Raw genomic sequence first — 22,230 nt, forward strand, 5'->3', positions numbered from 1 at the left:
TCTTATTTCTCCTCAGCGGGGGCCTCGGCGGGGGCTTCGGCCTTTTCTGCGGTTTCAGCCTTGGCGGTTTCGGCCTTTTCGGCCTCGGCCTTGGCGGCAAAGTCTTTCTGCATGGCGGCGCCTTCGATGCAGGCGTCGGCCATGTGGGTGGCAAACAGCTTGATGGCGCGGATGGCGTCATCGTTGCCGGGGATGATGTAGTCCACCATGTCGGGATCGCAGTTGGAGTCGACCACGGCCACGACCGGGATGCCGAGCTTGCGGCATTCCTGGATGGCGATCTGTTCGCGCTTGGGATCGATGACGAAGGCGGCCCTGGGGGCGTCGTTCATGTCCTTGATGCCGCCCAGCGCCAGGTTCAGCTTCTTGACCTCGCGGTTCATGCCCACGGCTTCCTTCTTGGTGTACTTGGAGATGGAGCCGTCCTCGAACATCTGCTCAAGATTCTTGAGGCGGTCGATGGAACGCTTGATGGTCTGGAAGTTGGTCAGGGTGCCGCCCATCCAGCGATGGGTGACGAAGAACATGCCCGCACGCTCGGCCTCGGCCTTGACGGCCTCCTGGGCCTGGCGCTTGGTGCCGATGAACAGGACCTTTCCGCCCTTGGAAACGGTGTCGACGATGAAATCGTGGGCCGTGGCAAACATCTTGACGGTCTGCTGCAGGTCCATGATGTGAATGCCGTTGCGCGCGCCGAAGATGTAGGGGCGCATTTTGGGGTTCCAGCGGCGGGTCTGGTGGCCGAAGTGGACGCCGGTCTCCAGCATCTGCTTCATGGTAACGTAAGCCATGTGAATCTCCTGGGTTTTTCGTCCATCCCGCAGTCCACGAAGGAGCCCGTGCCATCACGGGCCACCCGGAGTTATGGGCGGGATGTGTGAATTTGAAGTCGCGGGTACTTAGCCCAATATTATATGGAACGCAAGCTTTGGGGCGATTTTTTTCCGATTTGCGACAGAAAGTCGGAAAGACCGGCTGATCCCCGAAGGTCTGATCCATGAGCCGGTTGCCCAGTCCGCCGAAATCCTTTGGCGCGTACCTGAAGACCTCGTTCCAGACTTCGGTGGATTCCATCCAGAAGTGGAGTTCCATGCTTGGCCGGTAAAAATGAGCCTTTCAGCGATTCGCAAAGTCTGGAGTTTTCGAGGCTGCTACCTCTCGATTAACGTATGAGCATGAATGAACAATATCGTGGGGTCGGTGTCGTACTCGTCGTCCGCCATGAGGCCCATGTCGAGCAGGTGGGACATGGTGGCGCGGGCGTCGTCGGAATTGCGGATATCGAATCGCATGGGGAGATGGCCGGTGGAACGGTTTCGGTCCGAACCTTCTTCCTCGATGCCCACGTTCCAGTATTGGAAAACACCGCCGTGGTGATTGATGTGGCGGACGATTTGTCCCACGACGGTTTTATTGACCTTGGGTTCTCTCATTTATTCTTCTCCGAAAGCTTGCGCCATGAGCCGGTTGCCCAGCCCGCCGAAGTCTTTTGGCGCGTATCCGAAGACCTCGTTCCAGACTTCGGTGGACTCCATGCAGAAGTAGAGTTGCTTGTCCATGCCGTGCTTCCTGAGCCGGTCCACCATGAACTTGAACTGGGCCACGCGCAGGGGGCGCAGGAGCCGCGCCTTGCCGTCCAGGCCGGGCACGAACTCGTTATATATGTATGTGGTGTCCGGGAAGTTGTTCTCGATGATCGGGGTCAGCTGGGGCATGCACCGGAACGACCCCAGCGACATGTAGGCGATCTGCTCCGGTTTCACATAGTCGAAGATCATGTCGATGGTCTCGGCGTAGCCTTCCTCCCAGCCGGGGTAGTGGATGATGGGGTCGAAGTGCAGGCAGACCCGGAACCCGGCCTCGGCGCAGGTGCGGGCCGCAGTCAGCCGCTCGCGCAGGGTGGAGACGTCGAATTCCTCGTGCTCGTTGATGAAGGGCGCGTTCAGGGACCAGGCGGGCAGGACGCGGTCCGTGCGCGTGGTCGCGTCCATCCAGGTCAGGTCCACCACCTTGGATTTCAGCTCCAGGACCACGTTGTCGTAGTCCTCCAGGAAATGGATGAGGTTGGCGCTGTACCCGGTCAGGTGTTCCAGGGCCAGGGAGTCGGTGAACTCGCCGGTGCCCACCCGGTACCGGGTGTTGCGGTCCGCGCCGAAGGCGTTGCCCAACTCGGTGAACAGGTCGTCCTGGTTGGCCCATATCTTGAGCACCCGGTCCTGGAAGTATGCCTGGAGGATGCAGTAGGAGCAGGCCATGGGGCAGTTCTCACCGATGTGGATGATGCGGTAACCGCAGCAGTGATAGGCGCGGGTGCCGGGGCAGAAGCGCAGGAACTTGCCCTTGTATTCCTTGAGGTAGAGCGCCTGGGTCTCGCCCCGCACGAATTCGATGCGGTCCTGTTCCGGCGGGACCACGGTCCATGGGATGTCGGCCCGGTCGGTCCCGGCCAGCTTGTCGCGGACGCGGCGAGCCATGGGCGAATCCTGCATGGACTCGTCGACGAACACGTGGCCGATCTTGCGCAGGTGGGAGGGGAGTCGCTTACTCATCCCGGCTCCCCAGCGACCAGAGTTTGTCCCATGCCGTGGAGGCGGCCATATTCTCAAGGTCCTTGACGGCCTGCTTGAGCTGCTCGCCGTTTTTGATCTGGATGGTCAGCTCGCTGCCGCCGGTTTCGAAACTGTCGGGCTGGGTCATGCGCCATTTGGTGCCCGCCGTGATTTCGGCGGCGACGGCGGCGTACCGCTCCTGCAAGCGCGTCAGCTCGGGGTGGCGGGCCTGTCGTGCAGCCGTGGACAGCCGGGCGATGGCGTCCTTGGGGGAAAGCCCTTGGGCCAGGGCGGCGTTCATGCCCGCCCGGTCCATGACTTCGGCCACGGCGACACCGTGCATCGTGGCGGTTTCGAAGAGCCAGGTGAGGACGTTGACGCCGCTGGAGCGCGACCAGGAAAGGCCCGTGAACAACGGCTTCACGGCGGCGAGGTCGTCTACGGACATCCGGGCGAGGGGACTGACGGCCGCCAGGGGGACGTTGCCTGCGGTCAGCAGGGCCTGCCACTCCTTGTCCATGCCGAGCCAGGCCAGGAGGAACCTGGCGTCCTTGGACTTGGGCTTGATGCCCAGCCGGGGCAGGATGTCCTGGCGCAGAACCCCCTCGTCCACACGCGGGGCGAAGTATTGCAGGGCCGCCAGGCGCATGCCGTCGTCGAGGGGCCGTTGCGCGTTGTCGGCCAGGTAGAGGAGGCCCGTTGACACGTCGTCGGCGTCCTCGACCATGCGCGCCAGCACAGGCTGCCCTGCTGCGGCCAGCGCTGCCAGCCGCGCGTGCCCGGCGACGAGGGTCAGCCCCGCCTCGGTTTCGCGGACCAGGACCGGGGATGCCTGCCCGAATTCCGCCATGGATTCCGTCAGTGAATCAGAGGGTTTTTCAGCCCAGAAAAGGTGTGCGCCGTCGGCCCGGATCGACGTGGCCGAAGCCGTGAAAATCTCGCTGGTGAGCAGCAAATTTCACTCCTGTAAGTTTCTCGATTGTTGAATGCAACCACTCGTAATATAAAGACAATGTCAGCAAAAAGCGGCGAAGCTGTCAAAAAAAGTTTGGAATAACAGGTGGATAGGATGGTGGAAAACCGACTCGGACCACTTGACAACCTCGCGTCGGTCTTCCTATAGGACTAAACCCGTTAAAAACCAAGTGCTGTACTTATCACGAGGGTTTTAGCTCCCTCGGAACCAATAAGGACAACCTGAAAAAACGATGTGGAGTGAAGTATGCCTGACCTGAAAACACAAAGAACCTATGCACTCGTCGGTCACGGCGGAAGTGGTAAAACCACCGTCGCCGAGATGCTTCTTTTCAATGCCGGAATTGTCAATCGCCTCGGCAAGGTCGAAGACGGAAATACCGTTCTCGATTACGAACCCGAGGAAATCAAGCGGCGCGGCTCGGTCCAGCCCGGTCTCGCCTGTTACAAGTGGAAAAAGAACGACCACTTCCTCATAGACACCCCCGGCGACTCCAATTTCGCAGGTGATCTTTCCTATTCCTTGACCGCAGCCGACGGCGTGGTCATGGTCATCGACGCCGTGGACGGCGTGAAGCCGCTGACCCGCAAGGTCTGGGCGCAGATTCAGGAACAGGGCCTGCCCTCCATGATCGTCATCAACAAGATGGACCGCGACCGGGCCGACTTCGATATGGCCTTCAACGGCATTTCCGAAGCCCTGGGTGCGCGCCCGGCGCTGCTGTTCTATCCCATCGGTTCCAAGGAAGATTTCAAGGGCGTGGTGGACATGATGTCCGGCAAGGCCCTCATGTTCGGCGCCGACGGCAAGGTCGAGGAGGGCGAGGTGCCCGCCGACATCGCCGACGAAGTCGAGGCCATCCGCGAGACCATGATCGAGAATATCGCCGAATCCGACGAGGATCTCATGGAGAAGTACTTCGAGGAAGGCGAGCTTTCCCCCGAAGACATCACCAAGGGTCTCAAGGCGGGCGTGGCCTCCGGCGAGCTGGTGCCCGTGGTGGTTTCCGCGGCCCTGAACTGCCAGGGCGGCCAGATGATCCTGGACACCGTGCAGAACCTGATGCCCGGTCCCCTGGACCACAAGCCGTGGGTCGGCGTGGAAGGCGAGCGCGAGTCCTCCCCGGACGCGCCCCTGGCCTGCTTTGTCTTCAAGACCATGGCCGACCCGTTCGCCGGTCAGCTGACTGTTGTCCGCGTCCTCTCCGGCACGCTCAATCCCGACTCCCATCTCCTGAACGCCAGCAACGGCGAAAAGGAACGCGTGGGCCAGCTCCTGGCCATGAACGGCAAGGAACAGGCGCAGCTCAAGGGCGGCATGGGCCCCGGTTCCATCGTCACCCTGGCCAAGCTCAAGAACACCCGCACCGGGGACACCCTGGTCGAGAAGGACAAGTTTGAGCTGGCCAAGCCGGAAATGGCTCCGCAGCTGATCACCTTTGCCCTGGCTCCGGTCGAGAAGGGCGAAGAGGACAAGGTCTACGCCGCAGTGGCCAAGCTGCTCGACGAGGACATCACCCTGACCCTGTCCCGCGACGAGGAGTCCGGCGACATCCTGCTGTCCGGCATGGGCCAGAACCACATCGAGATTTCCGTTGAAAAGGCCAAGCGCCGCTACAAGACCGAGATCGTCCTGAAGACGCCCAAGGTTCCGTACCGCGAGACCTTCAAGACCGGGGCCAAGGAAGTCCAGGGCCGTCACAAGAAACAGTCCGGCGGTCGCGGCCAGTTCGGCGACTGCTGGATCAACGTGACCCCCAGGCCGTCCGGCGCGGGCTACGAGTTCGAAGACAAGATTGTCGGCGGCTCCATCCCCCGCCAGTTCATCCCGGCCGTTGACAAGGGCGTCCAGGAGACCGCCGCGCGCGGCGTGCTGGCCGGTTACCCGGTCATCGACTTCCAGGTCTCCCTGTACGACGGCAGCTACCACAACGTCGACTCCTCGGAAATGGCCTTCAAGGTGGCCGGTTCCCTGGCCTTCAGGAAGGCCTGCGAAAAGGCCAAGATGGCCCTGCTCGAACCGGTCATGCTCGTGACCGTGGCCGTGCCCGATTCCTTCATGGGCGACGTCATCGGCGATCTGTCGTCCCGTCGCGGCAAGGTCCTGGGTTCCGACTCCCAGGCCGGCATCACCGAGGTCCGGGCCCACGTGCCCATGGCCGAGATGCTCAAGTACGCCCCGGACCTCAACTCCATGACCGCGGGCCAGGGCACCTTCTTCATGGAATTCGCTTCCTACGAGGAATGCCCGCCCCAGGAAACCGAGAAGGTCATCGCCGCCAACAAGAAGGCGGACGAAGCCGAGTAGGTTCCGATCAAGCGCAATGCGGAGGGCGGCGGGTTCATACCCGTCGCCCTCTTTCTTTTCCTTGTTTGATGCAGTGATTTGGTTTACTTATTCGGGAGTTTTGCTCAACAAGGATGGACAATGTTTCGACGCTTATTTTTCGTGCCGCTTTTGTATTTGGTGACGGTCTACTACAGCATCAGGATGATGCAGGTGGACCCCGAGAAAGCCACTCCCGAGGAATACGATTACTGGGGGCTCAAATGGGGTGACGCCGCCGTCAGACTCGCGGGCATCAGGATCGAGGCCGACCTGGGCGAGGTGGACCCCAAGGGGCACTACGTTTTCATCGGCAACCACCAGTCCAACCTGGATATCCCGGTGCTGTTCCGGGTGCTCAAGGGCAACCGCATCCGGTTCGTGGCCAAGAAATCCCTGTTCGACATCCCCATCTACGGCAAGGCCTTGGCCCATTCGGGACACATCTGCATCGACCGCGAGAATCGGCGTGCGGCCATGAAGTCCCTCAGTGAGGCCGTGGACAGGGCAAAGGAAGGCATCTCCCCGGTCATTTTCCCGGAGGGCACCCGCAATACGGAACTTTCCCAGCTCATGGAGTTCAAGGTCGGCGGCATGATCATCGCGCTGAAGGCCGGGCTGCCCGTGGTGCCCATCGTCATGACCAACACCGGCCGCATCATGTCCAAGGGCAAGCTGACCATCGACAACCGGCCTGTGGTCCGGGTCAAAGCCCTGCCGGTCATCGACCCCTCCGAGTACACCCTGAAGGAGCGGGAGAAGCTCAAGGACGACCTCTTCGACATGATGAACACGGCCTATCAGGAACTGCTCGCTCAAGGATAGTCATGGCAGGAAACGCAATCACTCTCTACCCCCTCGGCGGCCTCGGCGAGATCGGCATGAACTGCATGCTCTACAAGACCGACCGCTCCATGGTCATGGTGGACTGCGGGCTCATGTTCCCGGAGGACTACCATTTCGGGGTGGACGTGGTCATTCCCTGCTTCGACTTCGTGCTCAAGAACAAGTCCAGCCTGCACGGCATCGTCCTGACCCACGGCCATGAGGACCACATCGGCGCGCTGCCGTGGCTGTTGCAGAACGTTGACGTGCCGGTCTACGGCTCGGAGTTCACCCTGGGGCTGGTGGAGAACAAGCTCAGGGAACATGACCTGGACAGGTGGGCCGACCTGCGGCCCGTGCGTCCCTACGACCGGGTGCTGCTCGGCGATTTCCGGTTCAATTTCTTTCCGGTCTGCCATTCCATCATCGAGGGGTACGGGCTGGGCATCGAAACGCCTGCGGGCCGGGTGGTGCACACCGGCGACTTCAAGATCGACCGCAACCCGCTGGGCGGCCATGCAACGGACCTGGCCGCGTTCCGCAATTTTTCCGAGCCGGGCGTAAAGCTCATGCTATCCGACTCCACCAACGTGGGCAGCGAGGGGTTCGCCCTGACGGAGCGGGAGATCAAGGTCAGCCTGCGCGAGATTTTTTCCACGGCCAAGGGGCGCATCCTCGTTTCGCTTTTCTCGAGCCACATCCAGCGGATGCAGGAAGTCTTCGACCTGGCCGACGCCGAGGGCCGCAAGGTGGCCGTGTCCGGCAAGTCCATGGCCCGGAATATCGAGCTGGCCCGCGAGCAGGGGCACCTCAAGGTTCCCAAGGGCACGTTCATCGAACTGGACACCATTTACGAGTACGCGGACAACGAATTGGTCCTGCTGGTGACCGGCTCCCAGGGTGAGCCCCTGGCCGCCCTGTCCCGCATGGCCGCAGGCGAGCACCGCCAACTGGCGGTCAGGCCCGACGACCTGGTCATCCTCTCCTCCCGGTTCATCCCGGGCAACGTGCGCGCCATCAACCGGGTCATCAACAACCTGTACCGCCTTGGGGCCGAGGTTCTGTACGAGAAGATGCACGGCGTCCATGCCTCGGGCCACGCCCACGCGGGCGAATTGACCCTGATGCTCCAGACCGTGCGGCCCGAATATTTCATCCCGGTTCACGGCGAGTACCGCCATCTGGTCAAGCACATGCGGCTGGCCTGCGAGTGCGGCGTGGACGAGGACAAGTCCATGGTCGTGGAGAACGGGCAGCCCGTGACCTTCTTCGAGGACGACGGCATCAAGCTGCTGCCGCGCATTTCCGCCGAGAAGATCCTGGTGGACGGCAAGGGCGTGGGCGACGTGGGCCAGTCCGTGCTCAAGGAACGCCAGCTCCTGGCCGGCGAGGGCATGGTCATCGTGGTCCTGGTGGTGGACGAGGCCACCGGAGAAATCTCCATGGGCCCGGACATCATGTCCAAGGGCTTCGTGTTCGAGGAGGAGTACCGCCACCTCCTGGACGACGCCAAGTGTATCGTGCTCGACGTGCACGAGAACATCGCGCCCGGCGACACCACCAAGCTCAAGGAACGCATCCGCTCGGCCCTGCGCCGCTTCTTCCGCAAGGTGCTCGGCCGCGACCCGGTGGTCGTGCCGCTGGTTATTTCCGTTTAGGCGGTGCCTCCGGCGGCCGGGGGAAGGGGAAGGGAAAACTTTTGAGAAAGTTTTCCCTTCCCCTTCCCCCGGACCCCCAACCCCTTCCTTTTCAAAACTTTTTGTGGGCGCATTCGCGCGGGCTTACGGGTGAGGCGAGTTTGCTTTGCCTCATTCCGTGGGGCCGGGGAGAAAGGGCGTGGGGAAAGGCGGCTGGACAGGGTGGCCGTGTTCGGCTAATTGATTCGATTAGCTGGAAAACCCATGAAGCGAGGGTGCGGTATGCCACTCAAGGACTACTCCGAGATCGTCGAGCGTTTGCAGCGGGCCCTGGGCAGGGGCTTTGCCGAGGAGCCGTGGCTCCTGAATCTGCCGGGCAAGTCCGTTGCCTGCAAGATCGATCAATACTACTACCTGGCCGTGATGCCCGGCTTCCTCGACACCCTGGGCAAACTGGGCGGCGTGTTCCCGGACCAGGTCCGGGAGGCGCTGGTCAAGACCGGCAACCTGATCACCAAGGCCCCTGATCGCGATCCCATCCTCTCCCTCACGGTCAGTTGGGGCGGCAGGGGCGTGACCCTCAAGGGCGCGTTCGTGGACGCCGATTTCATCGACCGCGCAGTGAAGACCTACGGAGGCATGCCCTCGGTTCTCTCCGTTTCCGACCTCAAGGTCAGCGAAGAGGACAAGGACAAGGTCGAAGCCTTTTTCGAGGGTAAGACAGCCCCGCAGGGACTGGCCTACTACTAGCTTTTCCTGGCGCAAACCACGTCAAACTCTTTCAAGCTTGTACGGCTCTCGCCGAAGGCGACCCAAAAAGTTTCGGAAGGGAGTTGGGGATGGGGTCTGGGGGAAGGGGAAGAGGGGAACATCTTTTTAAAGGGTTCCCCTCTTCCCCTTCCCCCAGCCGCCGGAGGCTCTTACACGTCCGAGAACTGCTTCTGGAGCATGATTTCCAGGATGGTCTTGTCGGTCTGGATCATGCCGTCCACGGCCAGGGTGCCGACGTTGCGCATGGTGTCTTCGGGCGATTGGCCGATGATGCCGTCGGTGTGGTGGACGTTGACGCCCTGCAGGGCGAACAGTGCGGCCTGGACAGCGGTTCCGGCGGCGGTGGCCAGCTTGAGTGCGCAGCCTTCCTTGGCCCCGTCGCAGATGATGCCCGCCAGGTCTTCCAGGAGATTCTTGATCGCTCCGGCGATGTGCGTGGCCCCGCCGCCGAGCAGGAAGGTTATCCCGGCGGTGGCTCCCGCGCCTGCGGCCACGGAACAGCCGCAGATGGCCGAGAGGCGGCCGGTGTGCGCCTTAACAAAGGCGGTGACGATGTGCGACAGGGCGATGGCTTCGAGCACGGAACGGGTCTGAACGCCTTCCACGTAGTCCTTGACCGCCCAGATGGGCAGGATGGCGGTCAGCCCGTGGTTGCCGGACCCGGCGGAGCTCATGGCGGGCAGGGGAGCGCCGGACATGCGGGCGTCGGCTGCGGCGGAGGTCAGGATGCGGGCGTCCAGCATCATGTCCTTCTTGATCAGCCCCTGGCGCGCGAGGCGTTCGAGGGTCTTGCCCACGCCCAGGCCGAGGCCGTACTTGAGGCCTTGCTCGGCCAGCCGCATGTTCACGTCCACGCCTTCCTGCAGGAAGGCGAAATCATCCTCGTCCAGCTCGTCTGTCAGGGCGATGAGGTCGGTCAGGCTCAGGGACTTGAGCCATTCCTCCATGGCCGCCAGGGGGGAGCCCTTGTCCTCGGCCTGCACCCTGATCAGGGGGCTGTCCACGGGCCGACCGTCCAGGGACAGGGATGTGATGTTGTCGTGCAGTCCCTCGATGACGGACTCGGCAACATGGTCGCCGGAGGTGATCTTGGTGCGGATGAGCAGACCCTGTTGTTCCCTGAGCAGGGTGACCGTGATTTTCTTCTCGGCCAGGGATTTCCTGGCCAGGGCAACGGCGTCGTCGTCGATGGGCCGGAGCACTTCCAGGCTGAGGCTCGGGTCGCCGCCCGTGGCGCCGAGGGCCGAGGCCATGTCCAGGCCGACCAGGTCGGAGGGGCCGGGGATGGAGACGGCCAGGCCGTTCTTGTACACGTTGGGATCCACCGCCACCTCGATGTGGTCGAAGTCGGCGGAGGGGAGCAGGGACATGGCCGCCGCAGCGCCCAGGGCTATGGCCACCGGTTCGGTGCAGCCAAGGGCCGGGGCCACCTGGATGGTCAGGACGTCCTTGACCGAAAACCGCATCACTGCTTGCTCTTGGCCGTGGATTTGGGACAGGAGTCGCTCAGGTAGCAGACCTCGCAGCCGCCGGTGTAGGGGTAGGGCGTGAGCACCGCGTACTTGCGGTTCACGGTCCCTTCCTCGTTCCAGGTCAGGCCGAGTTCCTCGAACGCGCCGAGCACGCCTTCGCCCGGCCGGGGCAGGGGGGCGCACTTGCCGGTCTGCAGCTCGGGCACGAAGCCCTGGGCCGAGCTCATGACCATGGTAATGGCCAGGGCGTGGAAGAGCAGCCCGTGGGTCGGGGAATCCTGCCACACGCCCTCGATGATGTCTTCGGCGGCCTGGTCCAGGAAGATGAGCAAGAACTTGCCTTCGCCGTCGGGGTTCTTCAACTCGTACGCCTTGAGGCTCTCGGCGGCCCACTTGTCCCAGAACTCCTCGAATTCTTCCAGGATGTCGCCGTCTATGCGTGATTCTCCGGCGATTTCCATGTAGTACATCATGTCGAACTCGGGCTGCGGGGTCAGCGGATTGATCTCGAATTTGGCCATCCATATCTCCATGCAAAGAATGTTGTTGTCAGGGGAGGCTCTGCTTACCCTTTTTCTCGGTTCCCCTCAAGTTTTCCGCACGAGCCGTTGCGCTCGCCTTGGAGTCGGGGTATATTCAGACCTGATCGGAAGTAAATTCCACAGGTACGTTGTCAATGCGCCACCGCGAACACTGGAGACCCGATGACCGCTGACCGGGGCGAACCGCTCTTTCAGAAGCTCAAGCGTCCGAACGTCCGATACCTTTTCCTGGCCATACTCATCGGCGTCCTCGCCGGATACGGGGCCGTGCTGTTCAAGTACGTGCTCAAGCTCATGCAGTGGGCCTTTTACCAGAATTCCGCTGATTTCATTCAGTTTGCGGACTCGGTGCCGCTCTGGATGAAGTTCGTGGTGCCGACCATGGGCGGGCTTGTCGTCGGCATCGTGGTGTCCAACTTCGCCAGCGAGGCCAAGGGCCACGGCGTGCCCGAGGTCATGCAGGCCATCGCCCTGCGGGGCGGGCGCATCCGCAAGAGGGTGGCTGCGGCAAAGATATTCGCCTCGGCAGTGACCATCGGCTCGGGCGGATCAGTGGGCCGGGAGGGGCCCATGGTCCAGATCGGCGCGTCCATCGGCTCGTCCGTGGGCCAGTTGTTCAAGACCCCGAGCGTGCACATGAAGACCATGGTCGGGTGCGGCGCGGCAGCGGGCATCGCCGCAACATTCAACGCGCCCATCGCCGGGGTGCTGTTCGCCCTGGAGATCATCATCGGCGACTTCGGGGTCATGCAGTTCTCGCCCGTGGTCCTGTCCTCGGTTACGGCAACTGCCATTTCCCGCTATTATTTCGGCGACTTTCCGCATTTCGACATCCCTGCGTATTCCATCGTCTCCCTGTGGGAATACCTGCTCTACCCGCTGCTCGGCGTAGTCACCGGGCTGGTGGCCCTGTCCTTCACCAAGATCCTTTACTGGTTCGAGGACGGGTTCGACGCCATCCCCATCCCGGAGTGGATCAAGCCGGCCATCGGCGGCGCGTTGCTGGGCGGCGTGTTCGCCGTGTTTCCCCAGGTGTTCGGCGTGGGCTACGGCTCCATGAACCTGGCCCTGGTCAACCAGATGGAGTTCCAGCTGCTGTTCGTGCTCATCTTCGTCAAGATCCTGGCCTCCTCCATCACGCTGGGCTCGGGCGGCTCCGGCGGCATCTTCGCGCCGTCGCTGTTTCTCGGCTGCATGGCCGGCGGGGTGTTCGGCTTCGGGGCGCACGCCCTGTTCCCGGCCCACACGGCCCTGCCAGGGGCGTATGCGCTGGTGGCCATGGGCGGGGTGGTGGCCGGGACCACGTATGCCCCCATCACGGCCATCCTGATCATCTTCGAGATGACCTCGGACTATTCAATCATCCTGCCGCTCATGCTGACCTGCATCACGGCCACGGTCATGAATTCCACCATTGACCGGGCGTCCATCTACACCACCAAGCTGCTGCGGCGCGGCATCGACATCGAGGCGGGCCGGGAACGGCACCTTTTGAGTCACATGATGGTCAAGGAGGTCATGGTCAGCGACGTGGTCACCATCCCGCAGGCCATGCCGCTGTCGCGGATCATCTGGACCTTCAAGACCGAGAACGCGCCCTACCTGCACGTGGTGAACGGGGATGGCCGGCTGACCGGCATCATCTCCTTCCGCGACATCCGCACCGTGCTGAGGGAGGAGGGGCTCGACCAATTGCTCATCGCCCAGGACCTGGCCACGCAGGACCTGGTCACCGTGACCATGGACGACACCCTGCAGGACGCCCTGGACAGGATGACCGCGCGCGGCGTGTCCCAGGTGCCGGTCCTGTCCTCGGGCAAGGAGGGGAAATTGGTGGGGACGTTGACCGAATCGGCCGTGAACGCGGCCTACAACTCCGCCATAGTCCGGCACGAGATCGCCCATGACGACTGAGTCGGCGGGTGTTGTGGGGGGTAGCCCTTTGTGCTAGACAACCGGTGCCGGACGTGACCCGTCCCAATGTCAGCTCAAGGAACGCAGCCCATGAACGAAATCCGCATCACCGTCACTCTTTCCCTGGATGAGAAGCATCCCGAGGACGGCTACATCGATTTCAACCTGACCGTGGACGGCCAGTACCTGCACGAGGTCGGCGTGTACATCGACCCCGTGGACCTGATCACGTCGGCCACCATGTCCGGCGAGTTCTTCATCTACACCTGTGATTGCGGCAACCCGGCCTGCCTGGGCATCGACGACGGGGTCATGGTCTCTCACACCTCCGACAAGGTGGTCTGGCGGCTCAGGAACCCCATTGCCTGGCCCCCGGACGAGCCCCGCCCCGACTGGGAGCACGACGCCGAGTTCGCCTTTTCCCGCGAAAACTACCTGCAGGAACTGACTATCGCCCTGGACCACGCCAAGCGGCTGGCGCACGGCTTCAATCTCTCGGGCAATCTCTGGGTCGGCCCGGACCTGACCACCGAAGGGCTGATGGCCCTGGAAGTCCCCCGGGAAGAGGGCATCTTCTTCTCCCGCGAGCCCGAAGGGCGCACCGTTCATTAGCGTCGGCTTCCCGTATCCGAACCATTCTCCAAGGCCCGTTGGCGCGTTGGAAAGAGTTTGATCCAATGAGGGTTTGCGTTGTTGCGCGAATTGTCATATGGTTTATTCACTGCTCGGCTGTTTTTCCGGTAACCAACCGGAGGAACAGACATGTTTCAATTCAATCCAAACCAAAGTCGACTGCACCGTGCTCGCCTGTTGCGCGCGCCGCCTTTTCCCGTGGATGAGCATCAGCGCATTCAGGGGAAATGAATGACAGTGTCCGGGGCTCGGGCCTTGCGGCCCGCGGGAGGAGCGCCTTCTTTCGGGGCGGACGATGCGTCCGTCGCAATTCTTACCGAAAACAGGGTGCATCCATGTTGTACGTACCAATCAAAATCTATCCGAATAGGCGGAGTGTCCGCGGTTGCATTGTGCTTGCGGCCGTTTTCCTGGGACTGGCCGCAGCCGGTTTCCACTACCTTGAAAACGACAACCTGAAGCTTGCGATCTATTGTGTCAGCATGGCCGGGTTCGGCGTGACCATGATCAACGGTGTGGCGGTCATGACCCGCCAGCCCATGATCAAGATATTGGACGACCGGTTTTCGGTGTACACGCCGTTCGGCCCCGCCTTGATCCGTTTCGGCGAGGTCCTGTCCTTCAGAAAGGGAAGGATGCCGTTCCTGTCCACCATGCGCGTGGTCATCAACAGGTCGGCCCGGCCCAGGTTCACGTCCGGTCTGGGGCGGCTGCTCTACACCGTGGTCTACCTGAACTTCTCGAATTCCATCTCCATCCACGGTTTCATGCTCGGGGCCAACCCCGATGCGGTGATGGAGATGCTGGAGAAGCGGCGGCTGGCCGCAGCCAGGCTGGATGCCGTGGGCGACTACGATCCCCAGGCCGTGACCCAGGTCGGATGATTGAAATCGATAACCGGGAAGTCCGCGCTGTGCGGGCTTCCCGGTTGTATTTGGCGTGGGGTGTCGTCAGACCCGGACTTTCATGATCACCTTGTGCAGCTCGCCGTCCGAGATCATGGGCAGGTGTGCGTCCTCGGGAAAGAAGATGGCAAATGCGCCGGGAGCCACTTCGGCCCAGGCCGTGGGCGCGTCCTTGTAAAAGGCCACGTCGCTGCGCGGGTCGTACGCTTCCGTTGTCGGACCGAGGTCCCTGCGTGCTTTCCAGCCCATGGTGTCCGTGCCGCTGATCACGTATTGGAGGTCCAGGTAGTGGTCATGGGTCTCGATCAGTGCATCCTCGACCTTGCGGCCTTTGCCTCTGGCCACCACGGCATAGACGTCGTCATCCACTTCATGGCGTCCCGTCTCCAGTTGGGCCAGGTCGGGCCTGCGCAGGAAGGCGAAGGCCGTGGCCAGGTGCGGGTTCAGGGGAACGTAAAAGTCCGCGTTGTCGAGAATGTCGAGAATCATTCCACTTTCTTCCTTTCGGCTTTCAGGGCCATGAGCAGGGACTCGTCCAGGGAAGGGTGGGCGAACATGGTCTTGTGCACGTCGTCGCCGGTCCAGCCCTGCTGCACGATCATGGTGGCCGGGGTGACCAGCCGGGACACGTCGTGCCCCACGCCGGTGACGCCCACCACTTTGCCGCCGGACCAGACCACCTTCACGAATCCCTGGGTGGCCGCGTGGGCCTGGGCCATGGGGTTGGCCGCAAGCTGGGCCCTGGACACCTCGGTGGTGTCATAGTCGTCCAGGAAGGATTCGTTCTCGGTCTTGCCGACCCGCATGACCTCGGGCGCGCCATAGAGCACGCTCGGCACCGGGCCGGACGCATAGGGCCCGTCCGTCTTGCCCGCAATATGGGAAGCCGCGTACCAGGCCTGGTGGGCGGCCGCGTGGGCCAGCTGGATGCGGCCGTTCACGTCGCCGATGGCGTAGACGTTCGGTGCGGCCTGCAGATTTTCGTCCACCTTGATCTTGTTGAATTCGAGCTCGATGCCCGCTTCTTCGAGGCCCATGTTTTCGGTGACCGGGCCACGGCCCACGGCCACGAGGATCGTATCGGCCTCAAGGGTGTCGCGGGTGTCGAAGGTCAGCACGGCGCGGCCGTCCACGGTCCTGACGCCGGAGACGCGTTTTTCCAATTGGATGTCCCATTTCCAGCGCTTGAACATGGACTGGAGCGCCTTGGACACTTCCGGGTCCTCCAGCGGGGCCACGCGGTCCATGGCGTCCACCACGGTGATCCTGGCCCCGAAGCGATGGGCCACCTGGGCCATCTCCAGGCCGATGAAGCCTGCGCCGACCACTATCAGGGACTTGGGCATGGCCTCCATGGCCAGGAACTGGTTGGAGTCCAGCACGCACTGGCCGTCCGGCTCCAGGCCGGGGAAGAAGATGGGCTTGGACCCTGTGGCGATGACCAGATTCCTGTATTCCAGGACGGTCTCTCCTTCATTGCCGGAGACAACGACCTTGCCGTCGTCGAGCTTGCCGAAGCCTTCTACAAGCTCGATGCCAAGGCCCTTGAGCTGCATGGCCATGGCCTTGCGGGTGCCTGCAAGGTGTTTCCGCACCCGCTGCTGAAGGGCCTCGAAATCAACGATTATCTCGCCGGAGGCCACCTTCATCTTGGCCTGGTTGTGCAGTTCTTCGATGGCCGAGGTCGCGCCGAGCCAGAGCTTGGTGGGGATGCATCCTCGGTTGAGGCAGGTGCCGCCCAGGAAGTCCTTTTCCACCAGGGCGACGGACAGGCCGTGACCGGCGGCTTCCGCCGCGCAGTCGAAGCCGCCGGGCCCGGCCCCGATTACAACGAGATCATAGGTCATCGGTCAGCTCCATGGCGCGAGCGGCTCGGGTTTCGTCCAGCCGGGTCACGGGCAGGGTCACCGGGGCCGAGGTCAGGGCCTCGGGGTTGGTGTCCACCAGCCCGGCCAGCTCGATGAGGTCGTCGCAGAACGTGTCCAGGGTCTTCTTGTTCTCGGTCTCGGTGGGTTCGATCATGATCGCCTCGGGCACGATGAGCGGGAAGTAGACCGTGGGCGCGTGGTGGCCCTTGTCCAGCAGCCCCTTGGCGAAGTCCAGGGCGTGGACGCCCTTCTTGGCCTGGGGCGCGGCCGAGGCCACGAATTCGTGCATGCAGATGCGGTCATAGGGGATTTCGAAGTGGTCCGAGAGACGCTTGCGCATGTAGTTGGCGGCCAGGACCGCGTTCTCGGTGGCCCGGGTCAGGCCGGTGCCGCCCAGGCGCAGGATGTAGGCGTAGGCCTTCAGGTATACGCCGAAGTTCCCGTAGAACGGGGCCACATAGCCGATGGATTTCGGATAGTTGTAGTTGAGACGGAATTGGCCGTCCTCCCGTTTCTCGACGCGGGAGATGGGCAGGAACGGGACCAGCCGTTCGCTGACGCCCACCGGGCCGGAGCCCGGGCCGCCGCCGCCGTGCGGGGTGGCAAAGGTCTTGTGCAGGTTGAGGTGCACGATGTCGAAGCCCACGTCGCCCACGCGCATCTTGCCCATGACCGCGTTGAGGTTGGCGCCGTCGTAGTAGAGCAGGGCGTCCACCTTGCGCAGCATGCGCACGATCTCGGGCAGGTTCTTTTCGAACAGGCCGAGGGTGTTGGGGCAGGTCATCATCATGCCCGCCACCTCGTCGTCCAGGACCTCGGCCAGGGCCTCGGGGGAGACGATGCCGTCCACGGACTCCACGGACACGACGTCATAGCCGGCGATGGCGGCGGACGCCGGGTTGGTGCCGTGGGCCGAGTCGGGCACGATGACCTTGGTCTTCTTGTTGCCGCGGTCCTTGTGGTAGGCGGCCATGAGCATGACGCCGGTCAGCTCGCCGTGCGCCCCGGCCATGGGGTGCAGGGTGTAGGCGGCCATGCCGGTGACCTCGGCCAGCAGGTTTTCGGTCTCGTACATGACCTCGAGCGCACCCTGGCAGAGACCTCCCGCGCCCTGCAGCTGGGGCAGGACCGGATGGAGCCGGGTGAAGCCGGGCATGGCGGCCACGACTTCGGTGAACTTGGGGTTGTACTTCATGGTGCAGGAGCCGAGCGGATAGAAGTTGCCGTCCACGCCGAAGTTGCGCTGGGAGAGCTTGGTGAAGTGGCGCACCACGTCCAGCTCGGAGGCGGACGGCAGGCCGATGTCGCCGTCGCGCAGCAGGTCCTTGGGGATGTAGGCCTCTTCAGCCATGCCTTCGCAGGGCCAGCAGCCCTCGCGTCCGGCTACGGATTTATCGAATATGGTCTTCATTTGAGCGCTCCTTTGAGCATCTCGGCGAAGATGCCGATCTGTTCTTCACTGGTCTTTTCCGTGCAGGCCACCAAAAGGCCGTTTTCCAGGCCTTCGTAGTAGCGGCCGAGGGGGAAGCCGGGGACAAAGCCGCGCGCGGTCAGCTTGGCGATGGCCTCGAAGGCGTTCACCGGCAGGGTCACGGCGAATTCGTTGCCGAACGGGCCCCTGGTCAGCATGTCCACGCCGTCGATGGCCGTGAGGCGTTCGGCGCAGATGTGGGCGCGTTCCACGGACACGCGCGCGGCGCGCTTGAGGCCCAACTCGCCGAGCGCGCACATGTGGACCAGCGCGCGCAGGGCGCACAGGGACTGGTTGGAGCAGATGTTGGAGGTCGCCTTCTGGCGGCGGATGTGCTGCTCGCGGGCCTGGAGGGTGAGCACGTAGCCGGTGCGGTCGTTGGAATCCACGGTGCGGCCCACGATGCGGCCGGGCATCTGGCGGACCATCTTCTTGGTGCAGGTCATGATGCCGAGGTACGGCCCGCCGAAGGACAGGGGCAGGCCCAGGGACTGGCCTTCCGCCACGGCGACGTCGGCGCCCATTTCGCCGGGCGTCTTGAGCAGGGTCTGGAGCACCGGGTAGGCGGACACGATGGACACGGCCTTGGCCTCGCGGCAGGCGGTGAACAGGTCCGTGAAGTCGTTGATGGAGCCGAAGAAGTTCGGGTTCTGCACCAGCAGGGCGGCGGTGTCGGTGTCGATGGCCTTTTTGAGACCGTCGATGTCGGTCCGGCCTTCCTTGTGGGGCACGGTGACGAATTCGATGTCCAGGTTCCGGGTGTAGGAGCCGAGCATGACACGGTAGATGGGGTTCAGGGCCTCGGAAACGATGATCTTGCGCCGTTTGGTCTTGCGCACGGCCATCATCAGCGCCTCGTAAAGAGCGGTGCCGCCGTCGTAGACCGAGGCGTTGGCGCACTCCATGCCCAGCAGCCGGGTCACGGCGGTCTGGTATTCGAAGATCGCCTGGAGCGTCCCCTGGGAGGCCTCGGGCTGGTACGGGGTGTAGGCGGTGTAGAACTCGCCGCGCATGGTCAGGGCGTCCACTGCGGCGGGGATGTAGTGGTCGTAGAAGCCCGCGCCCAGGAAGCTCGTCCGGTCGGTGGCGTTCTTGGCGGCCATGGCCTCGAGCTTGGCGAGGACGTCCATTTCGGAGAGCCCTTCCGGGAGCTCGAAGCTCTTGGGGCGCATCTCCTCCGTGATCTCGGCAAAGAGGTCTTCCACGGAATCCACGCCGATGACGGCGAGCATCTCCCGGACCTCGTTTTCGGTATGCGGTACAAACGGCATGATGGAACCTACTGATTATAATGTAAATGAAAGGGCCGAGACGTTCGCCCCGGCCCTGGAAAACTCGCTTAGTGGGCTTCCGCTTCCACGACTGCGGCGTACCCGTCTGCGTCCAGCAGCCCTTCGGGCTCGCCCTTGATCCGGAACTTGATGATCCAGCCCGAGCCATACGGTTCCTCGTTGACCTTTTCGGGCGCGTCCTCCAGCTCCTCGTTGATCTCGATGACCTCGCCGGTCACAGGGGCGTAGATTTCGCTGGCGGCCTTGACGGACTCGACGGAGCCCATTTCGGAACCGGCCTCGAAGGTGTCGCCCACTTCGGGCATCTCAACGAAGGTCAGGTCGCCCAACTGCTCCTGGGCGAACTGGGTGATGCCGACAGTGGCCACGTCGCCTTCGACCATGACCCATTCGTGGGTTTTGGCGTACAACAGATCTTCGGGAATCATATTTTTGCTCCTTGTTGGAAAAATTGGCTTGACGAAGTGAATGAACGCTCTCTTAACATGGGAATTATGCCTTGAAAATAGTAAAAAAAATGACGCTTTCGCCATTATAAATCCGCCTGGACGAATGAACGTCGGAATTCGCCAAAAAGATGACGTCTGTCGTTCGTCGGGGGTCAAAGAAGGTGTGATTGCAGCGCGTAAACAGCGTTGAGGATGTGGGGAACGTTATACGACATTTATATATGTGATGCAAAAAGTATTACGAATGTTGTTGACGATAACACTGTCCGGGCGTACTTTGGGTATCAGCCATGCCCAACACCATTGACGCCGCGAGCCTTCGGGCCGATTTCGCCGTTCCCGACCCCGGCTCCCGCGTGGAGGTGGAGGTCGAGGGTCGCGTCTGGTTGCTCGACCGGGCCGCCGACATGGAGGCCCTCTGGGACGCCATGGACGGTGAAGACATGGGCGATGACGAGCGGCTGCCGTATTGGGCAGAGGTGTGGCCCGCCAGCGTGCTGCTGGGCCGCCATATCGTGCGCAACGCGGATCGGCTTCATGGCCGGGCGTGCCTCGACGTGGGCTGCGGCCTCGGGTTGACCGGCATGATAGCGGCCGGCGTCGGGGCGCAGGTGGTGGGGTTCGACTACGAGTGGCCCGCCGTGCGGTTCGCCCGGCACAACGCGGAATTGAACAGCGTCCCGCAGCCGCTTTGGGCGGTCATGGACTGGCGCGAGCCCGCTGTGGAGGCCGGGGCGTTCGAGTTCATATGGGCCGGGGACGTGTTGTACGAGAAACGATTTTTCAATCCGCTGATCAGGCTTTTTCGCCACGCGCTTGCACCCGGCGGTCGTATCTGGATCGGCGAGCCCGTGCGCACCGTGTCGCGTCCCGTGTGGGACGAGCTGCGTGCCCGGGGATTCGCCGCCGAGAAGCTGGCAATGGAAAAAGTGGCCCTGTGCGGCCAGAACGCGACAGTGAATTTGTGGGAAGTAACCATCCCCTAACAGGAGGATACCATGGGCAAGACCATCCGTTTCGGCGTGTCTCTCGATTCCGAGCTGCTGGAAAAATTCGACCAACTGTGTGAGGAGCGCAGCTACCAGACCCGTTCCGAAGCCATCCGCGACCTCATCCGCAACACCCTGGTCCAGCGTGAGTGGGAGCAGGCCGACGGCGACCTGGCCGGTACCCTGACCCTGGTCTACGACCACCACAAATCCGGACTGTCCCAGCGGTTGACCGAAATCCAGCACGATGCGCACCACGTCATCCAGTCATCGCTGCACGTGCACCTGGACCACTTCAATTGCCTCGAGGTCATCATCCTCAAGGGCGACGCCGAGACCATCAAGGAACTGGGCCAGAAACTCATTTCCACCAAGGGCGTGAAGCACGGCAACCTGGCCCTGACCACCACAGGCAAGGATTTGATTTGATGGAAGATGTTCAGAAGAGTCAATCCTCGATCGCCATGCCCATAGATCGTGTGGGCGTGAAGGGATTGCGCCTGCCGATCATCGTGCGCGACCGGGAGTCCGGCATCCAGCACACCGTGGCCCAGGTGTCCCTTTCCGTTGACCTGCCCGCCGAGTTCAAGGGCACGCACATGAGCAGGTTCGTGGAGGCGCTGGAGCACTGGTCCGGCGATTTGGACTACCATTCCTTCCGTACCCTGCTCGACGATGTGGTGGACCGGCTCCAGGCGCGGAGCGCCCACGTCCGGTTCGTGTTCCCTTATTTCCTGCGCAGGAAGTCCCCCATGTCCGGGGCCAGCGGCCTCATGGACTACACGTGCCGGGTGGACGGATTGCTCAAGGACGGCAAGCTGATCTTCACCCTCGGCGCGGACGTGCCGGTCATGACCGTGTGCCCGTGCTCCAAGGCCATTTCGGACGAGGGCGCCCATTCCCAACGGGCCGAGGTCCGCATCCGTACCCGCTTCAACGGGTTCCTCTGGCTGGAGGACCTCATCGAGATCGGCGAGCGGGCCGGGTCCTGCCCGGTCTATTCCCTGCTCAAGCGCGAGGATGAAAAGTACGTTACCGAGACCGCCTTCGCCAATCCGACCTTTGTCGAGGACGTGGTCCGCGAGGCCGCCAAGGGGTTGGACGAGCACCCCCAGGTCCACTGGTACAAGGTGGAGGTGGAGAGCTTCGAGTCCATCCACAACCATTCGGCATTTGCCGTGATCGAAAAAAACAATTCATAAGTTGGAGAGCGCCATGAAACGGTTTTTCCCGCTGGTCCTGATCGTGTTGTTGTCGCTTTGCGCCGTCGCCCAGGCGGCGGAGACCGTTCCGAGCTTCATCCATTTCGTGGTCGTGGACTCGGTCCTGCCGGACGGCACGGATTCCGCAGACGCGATCCGCGTTTTTGAAAAGGAAGTGATCGCCATGGCCAGCGGTTTCACGGAACTCGGCGACTCGCGCGGCGGGTCGCTGGTCAATGGCGCCGTGGAATATCAGAACAACATTTCCTTTGTGATCGCTGCCGACAAGGACATTTCCAAGGAGTTGAAGGCGCTTTCCATCAGGTTGTTCGGCGGGCGGGGAGCGTTTGTCCTTGCCTGGCCGGGAACCATGGTTCACTAGCGCGAGTTGCATAGTTCCCCCAAAGGGC

Annotated in this window: 22 protein-coding genes; 11 read left to right on the forward strand and 11 right to left on the reverse strand. The window is 62.6% G+C overall.

Annotated elements, in window-relative coordinates:
- Nucleotides 1–2: 2 nt before the first annotated feature.
- From rpsB to OO730_RS14855, 4 genes are all read right to left on the reverse strand, one after another.
- Nucleotides 3–791, reverse strand: coding sequence for a 30S ribosomal protein S2 (gene rpsB / locus OO730_RS14840; protein ID WP_264982259.1), 789 nt, complete (start codon nt 789–791; stop codon nt 3–5).
- A 360-nt stretch (nt 792–1,151) separates the two neighbouring features.
- Nucleotides 1,152–1,433 (reverse strand): hypothetical protein, encoded by a 282-nt coding sequence (locus OO730_RS14845; protein ID WP_264982261.1) that lies wholly within the window; start codon nt 1,431–1,433, stop codon nt 1,152–1,154.
- A complete protein-coding gene (locus OO730_RS14850; RefSeq protein ID WP_264982262.1) occupies nt 1,434–2,549 on the reverse strand; it encodes an SPL family radical SAM protein in 1,116 nt (371 codons plus the stop codon).
- Entirely contained in the window at nt 2,542–3,504 is a 963-nt protein-coding gene (locus tag OO730_RS14855; protein ID WP_264982263.1) for a ParB N-terminal domain-containing protein, read from the reverse strand. Before OO730_RS14855 ends, OO730_RS14850 begins: the two co-directional genes overlap by 8 nt.
- A 267-nt stretch (nt 3,505–3,771) precedes the next feature.
- Here OO730_RS14855 and OO730_RS14860 point away from each other — a divergent pair, with 267 nt between their 5' ends.
- The 4 genes from OO730_RS14860 (at nt 3,772) to OO730_RS14875 (ending at nt 9,062) form a co-directional block, all read left to right on the forward strand.
- Nucleotides 3,772–5,832 (forward strand): elongation factor G, encoded by a 2,061-nt coding sequence (locus tag OO730_RS14860; protein ID WP_264982264.1) that lies wholly within the window; start codon nt 3,772–3,774, stop codon nt 5,830–5,832.
- A gap of 120 nt (nt 5,833–5,952) precedes the next feature.
- The gene (locus tag OO730_RS14865) at nt 5,953–6,675 is read left to right on the forward strand and encodes a lysophospholipid acyltransferase family protein (RefSeq protein ID WP_264982265.1); all 723 of its coding nucleotides are present in this window, start codon (nt 5,953–5,955) and stop codon (nt 6,673–6,675) included.
- Nucleotides 6,676–6,677: 2 nt separating this feature from the next.
- Entirely contained in the window at nt 6,678–8,333 is a 1,656-nt protein-coding gene (locus OO730_RS14870; RefSeq protein ID WP_264982266.1) for a ribonuclease J, read from the forward strand.
- A 261-nt stretch (nt 8,334–8,594) separates the two neighbouring features.
- Nucleotides 8,595–9,062 carry a hypothetical protein gene (locus OO730_RS14875; protein WP_264982267.1) on the forward strand — a complete coding sequence of 156 codons (468 nt, stop codon included), beginning with the start codon at nt 8,595–8,597 and terminating at the stop codon, nt 9,060–9,062.
- Nucleotides 9,063–9,232: 170 nt separating this feature from the next.
- Here the strand turns inward: OO730_RS14875 and OO730_RS14880 are convergent, their stop codons facing one another.
- Together OO730_RS14880 and OO730_RS14885 are read right to left on the reverse strand one after the other, a co-directional pair.
- Nucleotides 9,233–10,549, reverse strand: coding sequence for an L-cysteine desulfidase family protein (locus tag OO730_RS14880; RefSeq protein ID WP_264984174.1), 1,317 nt, complete (start codon nt 10,547–10,549; stop codon nt 9,233–9,235).
- Nucleotides 10,549–11,076, reverse strand: coding sequence for a hypothetical protein (locus OO730_RS14885; protein WP_264982269.1), 528 nt, complete (start codon nt 11,074–11,076; stop codon nt 10,549–10,551). Before OO730_RS14885 ends, OO730_RS14880 begins: the two co-directional genes overlap by 1 nt.
- A 183-nt stretch (nt 11,077–11,259) precedes the next feature.
- Between OO730_RS14885 and OO730_RS14890 the strand changes: the two genes are divergently transcribed.
- From OO730_RS14890 to OO730_RS14900, 3 genes are all read left to right on the forward strand, one after another.
- Nucleotides 11,260–13,011: a chloride channel protein gene (locus tag OO730_RS14890; protein WP_264982270.1), complete on the forward strand. Its 1,752-nt coding sequence runs from the start codon at nt 11,260–11,262 to the stop codon at nt 13,009–13,011.
- A 90-nt stretch (nt 13,012–13,101) separates the two neighbouring features.
- Nucleotides 13,102–13,623 (forward strand): hypothetical protein, encoded by a 522-nt coding sequence (locus OO730_RS14895; protein ID WP_264982271.1) that lies wholly within the window; start codon nt 13,102–13,104, stop codon nt 13,621–13,623.
- Between the two features lie 413 nt (nt 13,624–14,036).
- Complete coding sequence (locus OO730_RS14900) at nt 14,037–14,528, forward strand: hypothetical protein (protein ID WP_264982272.1); 492 nt, start codon at nt 14,037–14,039, stop codon at nt 14,526–14,528.
- A gap of 66 nt (nt 14,529–14,594) precedes the next feature.
- Here the strand turns inward: OO730_RS14900 and OO730_RS14905 are convergent, their stop codons facing one another.
- The 5 genes from OO730_RS14905 to gcvH form a co-directional block, all read right to left on the reverse strand.
- Nucleotides 14,595–15,038 (reverse strand): YhcH/YjgK/YiaL family protein, encoded by a 444-nt coding sequence (locus OO730_RS14905; protein ID WP_264982274.1) that lies wholly within the window; start codon nt 15,036–15,038, stop codon nt 14,595–14,597.
- Nucleotides 15,035–16,396: a dihydrolipoyl dehydrogenase family protein gene (locus OO730_RS14910; protein WP_264982275.1), complete on the reverse strand. Its 1,362-nt coding sequence runs from the start codon at nt 16,394–16,396 to the stop codon at nt 15,035–15,037. The genes OO730_RS14905 and OO730_RS14910 overlap by 4 nt, the downstream gene beginning before the upstream one ends.
- Nucleotides 16,386–17,828 carry an aminomethyl-transferring glycine dehydrogenase subunit GcvPB gene (gene gcvPB / locus OO730_RS14915; protein WP_264982276.1) on the reverse strand — a complete coding sequence of 481 codons (1,443 nt, stop codon included), beginning with the start codon at nt 17,826–17,828 and terminating at the stop codon, nt 16,386–16,388. Before gcvPB ends, OO730_RS14910 begins: the two co-directional genes overlap by 11 nt.
- Nucleotides 17,825–19,159, reverse strand: coding sequence for an aminomethyl-transferring glycine dehydrogenase subunit GcvPA (gcvPA, locus tag OO730_RS14920; protein WP_264982277.1), 1,335 nt, complete (start codon nt 19,157–19,159; stop codon nt 17,825–17,827). The genes gcvPB and gcvPA overlap by 4 nt, the downstream gene beginning before the upstream one ends.
- 68 nt (nt 19,160–19,227) lie before the next feature.
- Nucleotides 19,228–19,608, reverse strand: a complete 381-nt coding sequence (gcvH, locus tag OO730_RS14925) for a glycine cleavage system protein GcvH (protein WP_264982278.1) — start codon at nt 19,606–19,608, stop codon at nt 19,228–19,230.
- Between the two features lie 311 nt (nt 19,609–19,919).
- Here gcvH and OO730_RS14930 point away from each other — a divergent pair, with 311 nt between their 5' ends.
- Genes OO730_RS14930 through OO730_RS14945 form a run of 4 tightly spaced genes read left to right on the forward strand, consistent with a single transcriptional unit; the run spans nt 19,920 to nt 22,202 of the window.
- A complete protein-coding gene (locus OO730_RS14930) occupies nt 19,920–20,615 on the forward strand; it encodes a class I SAM-dependent methyltransferase (protein WP_264982279.1) in 696 nt (231 codons plus the stop codon).
- A 12-nt stretch (nt 20,616–20,627) separates the two neighbouring features.
- Nucleotides 20,628–21,047, forward strand: a complete 420-nt coding sequence (gene nikR / locus OO730_RS14935; protein ID WP_264982280.1) for a nickel-responsive transcriptional regulator NikR — start codon at nt 20,628–20,630, stop codon at nt 21,045–21,047.
- Entirely contained in the window at nt 21,047–21,820 is a 774-nt protein-coding gene (folE2, locus tag OO730_RS14940) for a GTP cyclohydrolase FolE2 (protein WP_264982281.1), read from the forward strand. Before nikR ends, folE2 begins: the two co-directional genes overlap by 1 nt.
- Before the next feature lie 13 nt (nt 21,821–21,833).
- A complete protein-coding gene (locus tag OO730_RS14945; protein ID WP_264982282.1) occupies nt 21,834–22,202 on the forward strand; it encodes a hypothetical protein in 369 nt (122 codons plus the stop codon).
- Nucleotides 22,203–22,230: the final 28 nt, after the last annotated feature.

Origin of the sequence: Pseudodesulfovibrio portus, assembly GCF_026000375.1 — a bacterium.
In the GTDB taxonomy this organism is placed as follows: domain Bacteria; phylum Desulfobacterota; class Desulfovibrionia; order Desulfovibrionales; family Desulfovibrionaceae; genus Pseudodesulfovibrio; species Pseudodesulfovibrio portus.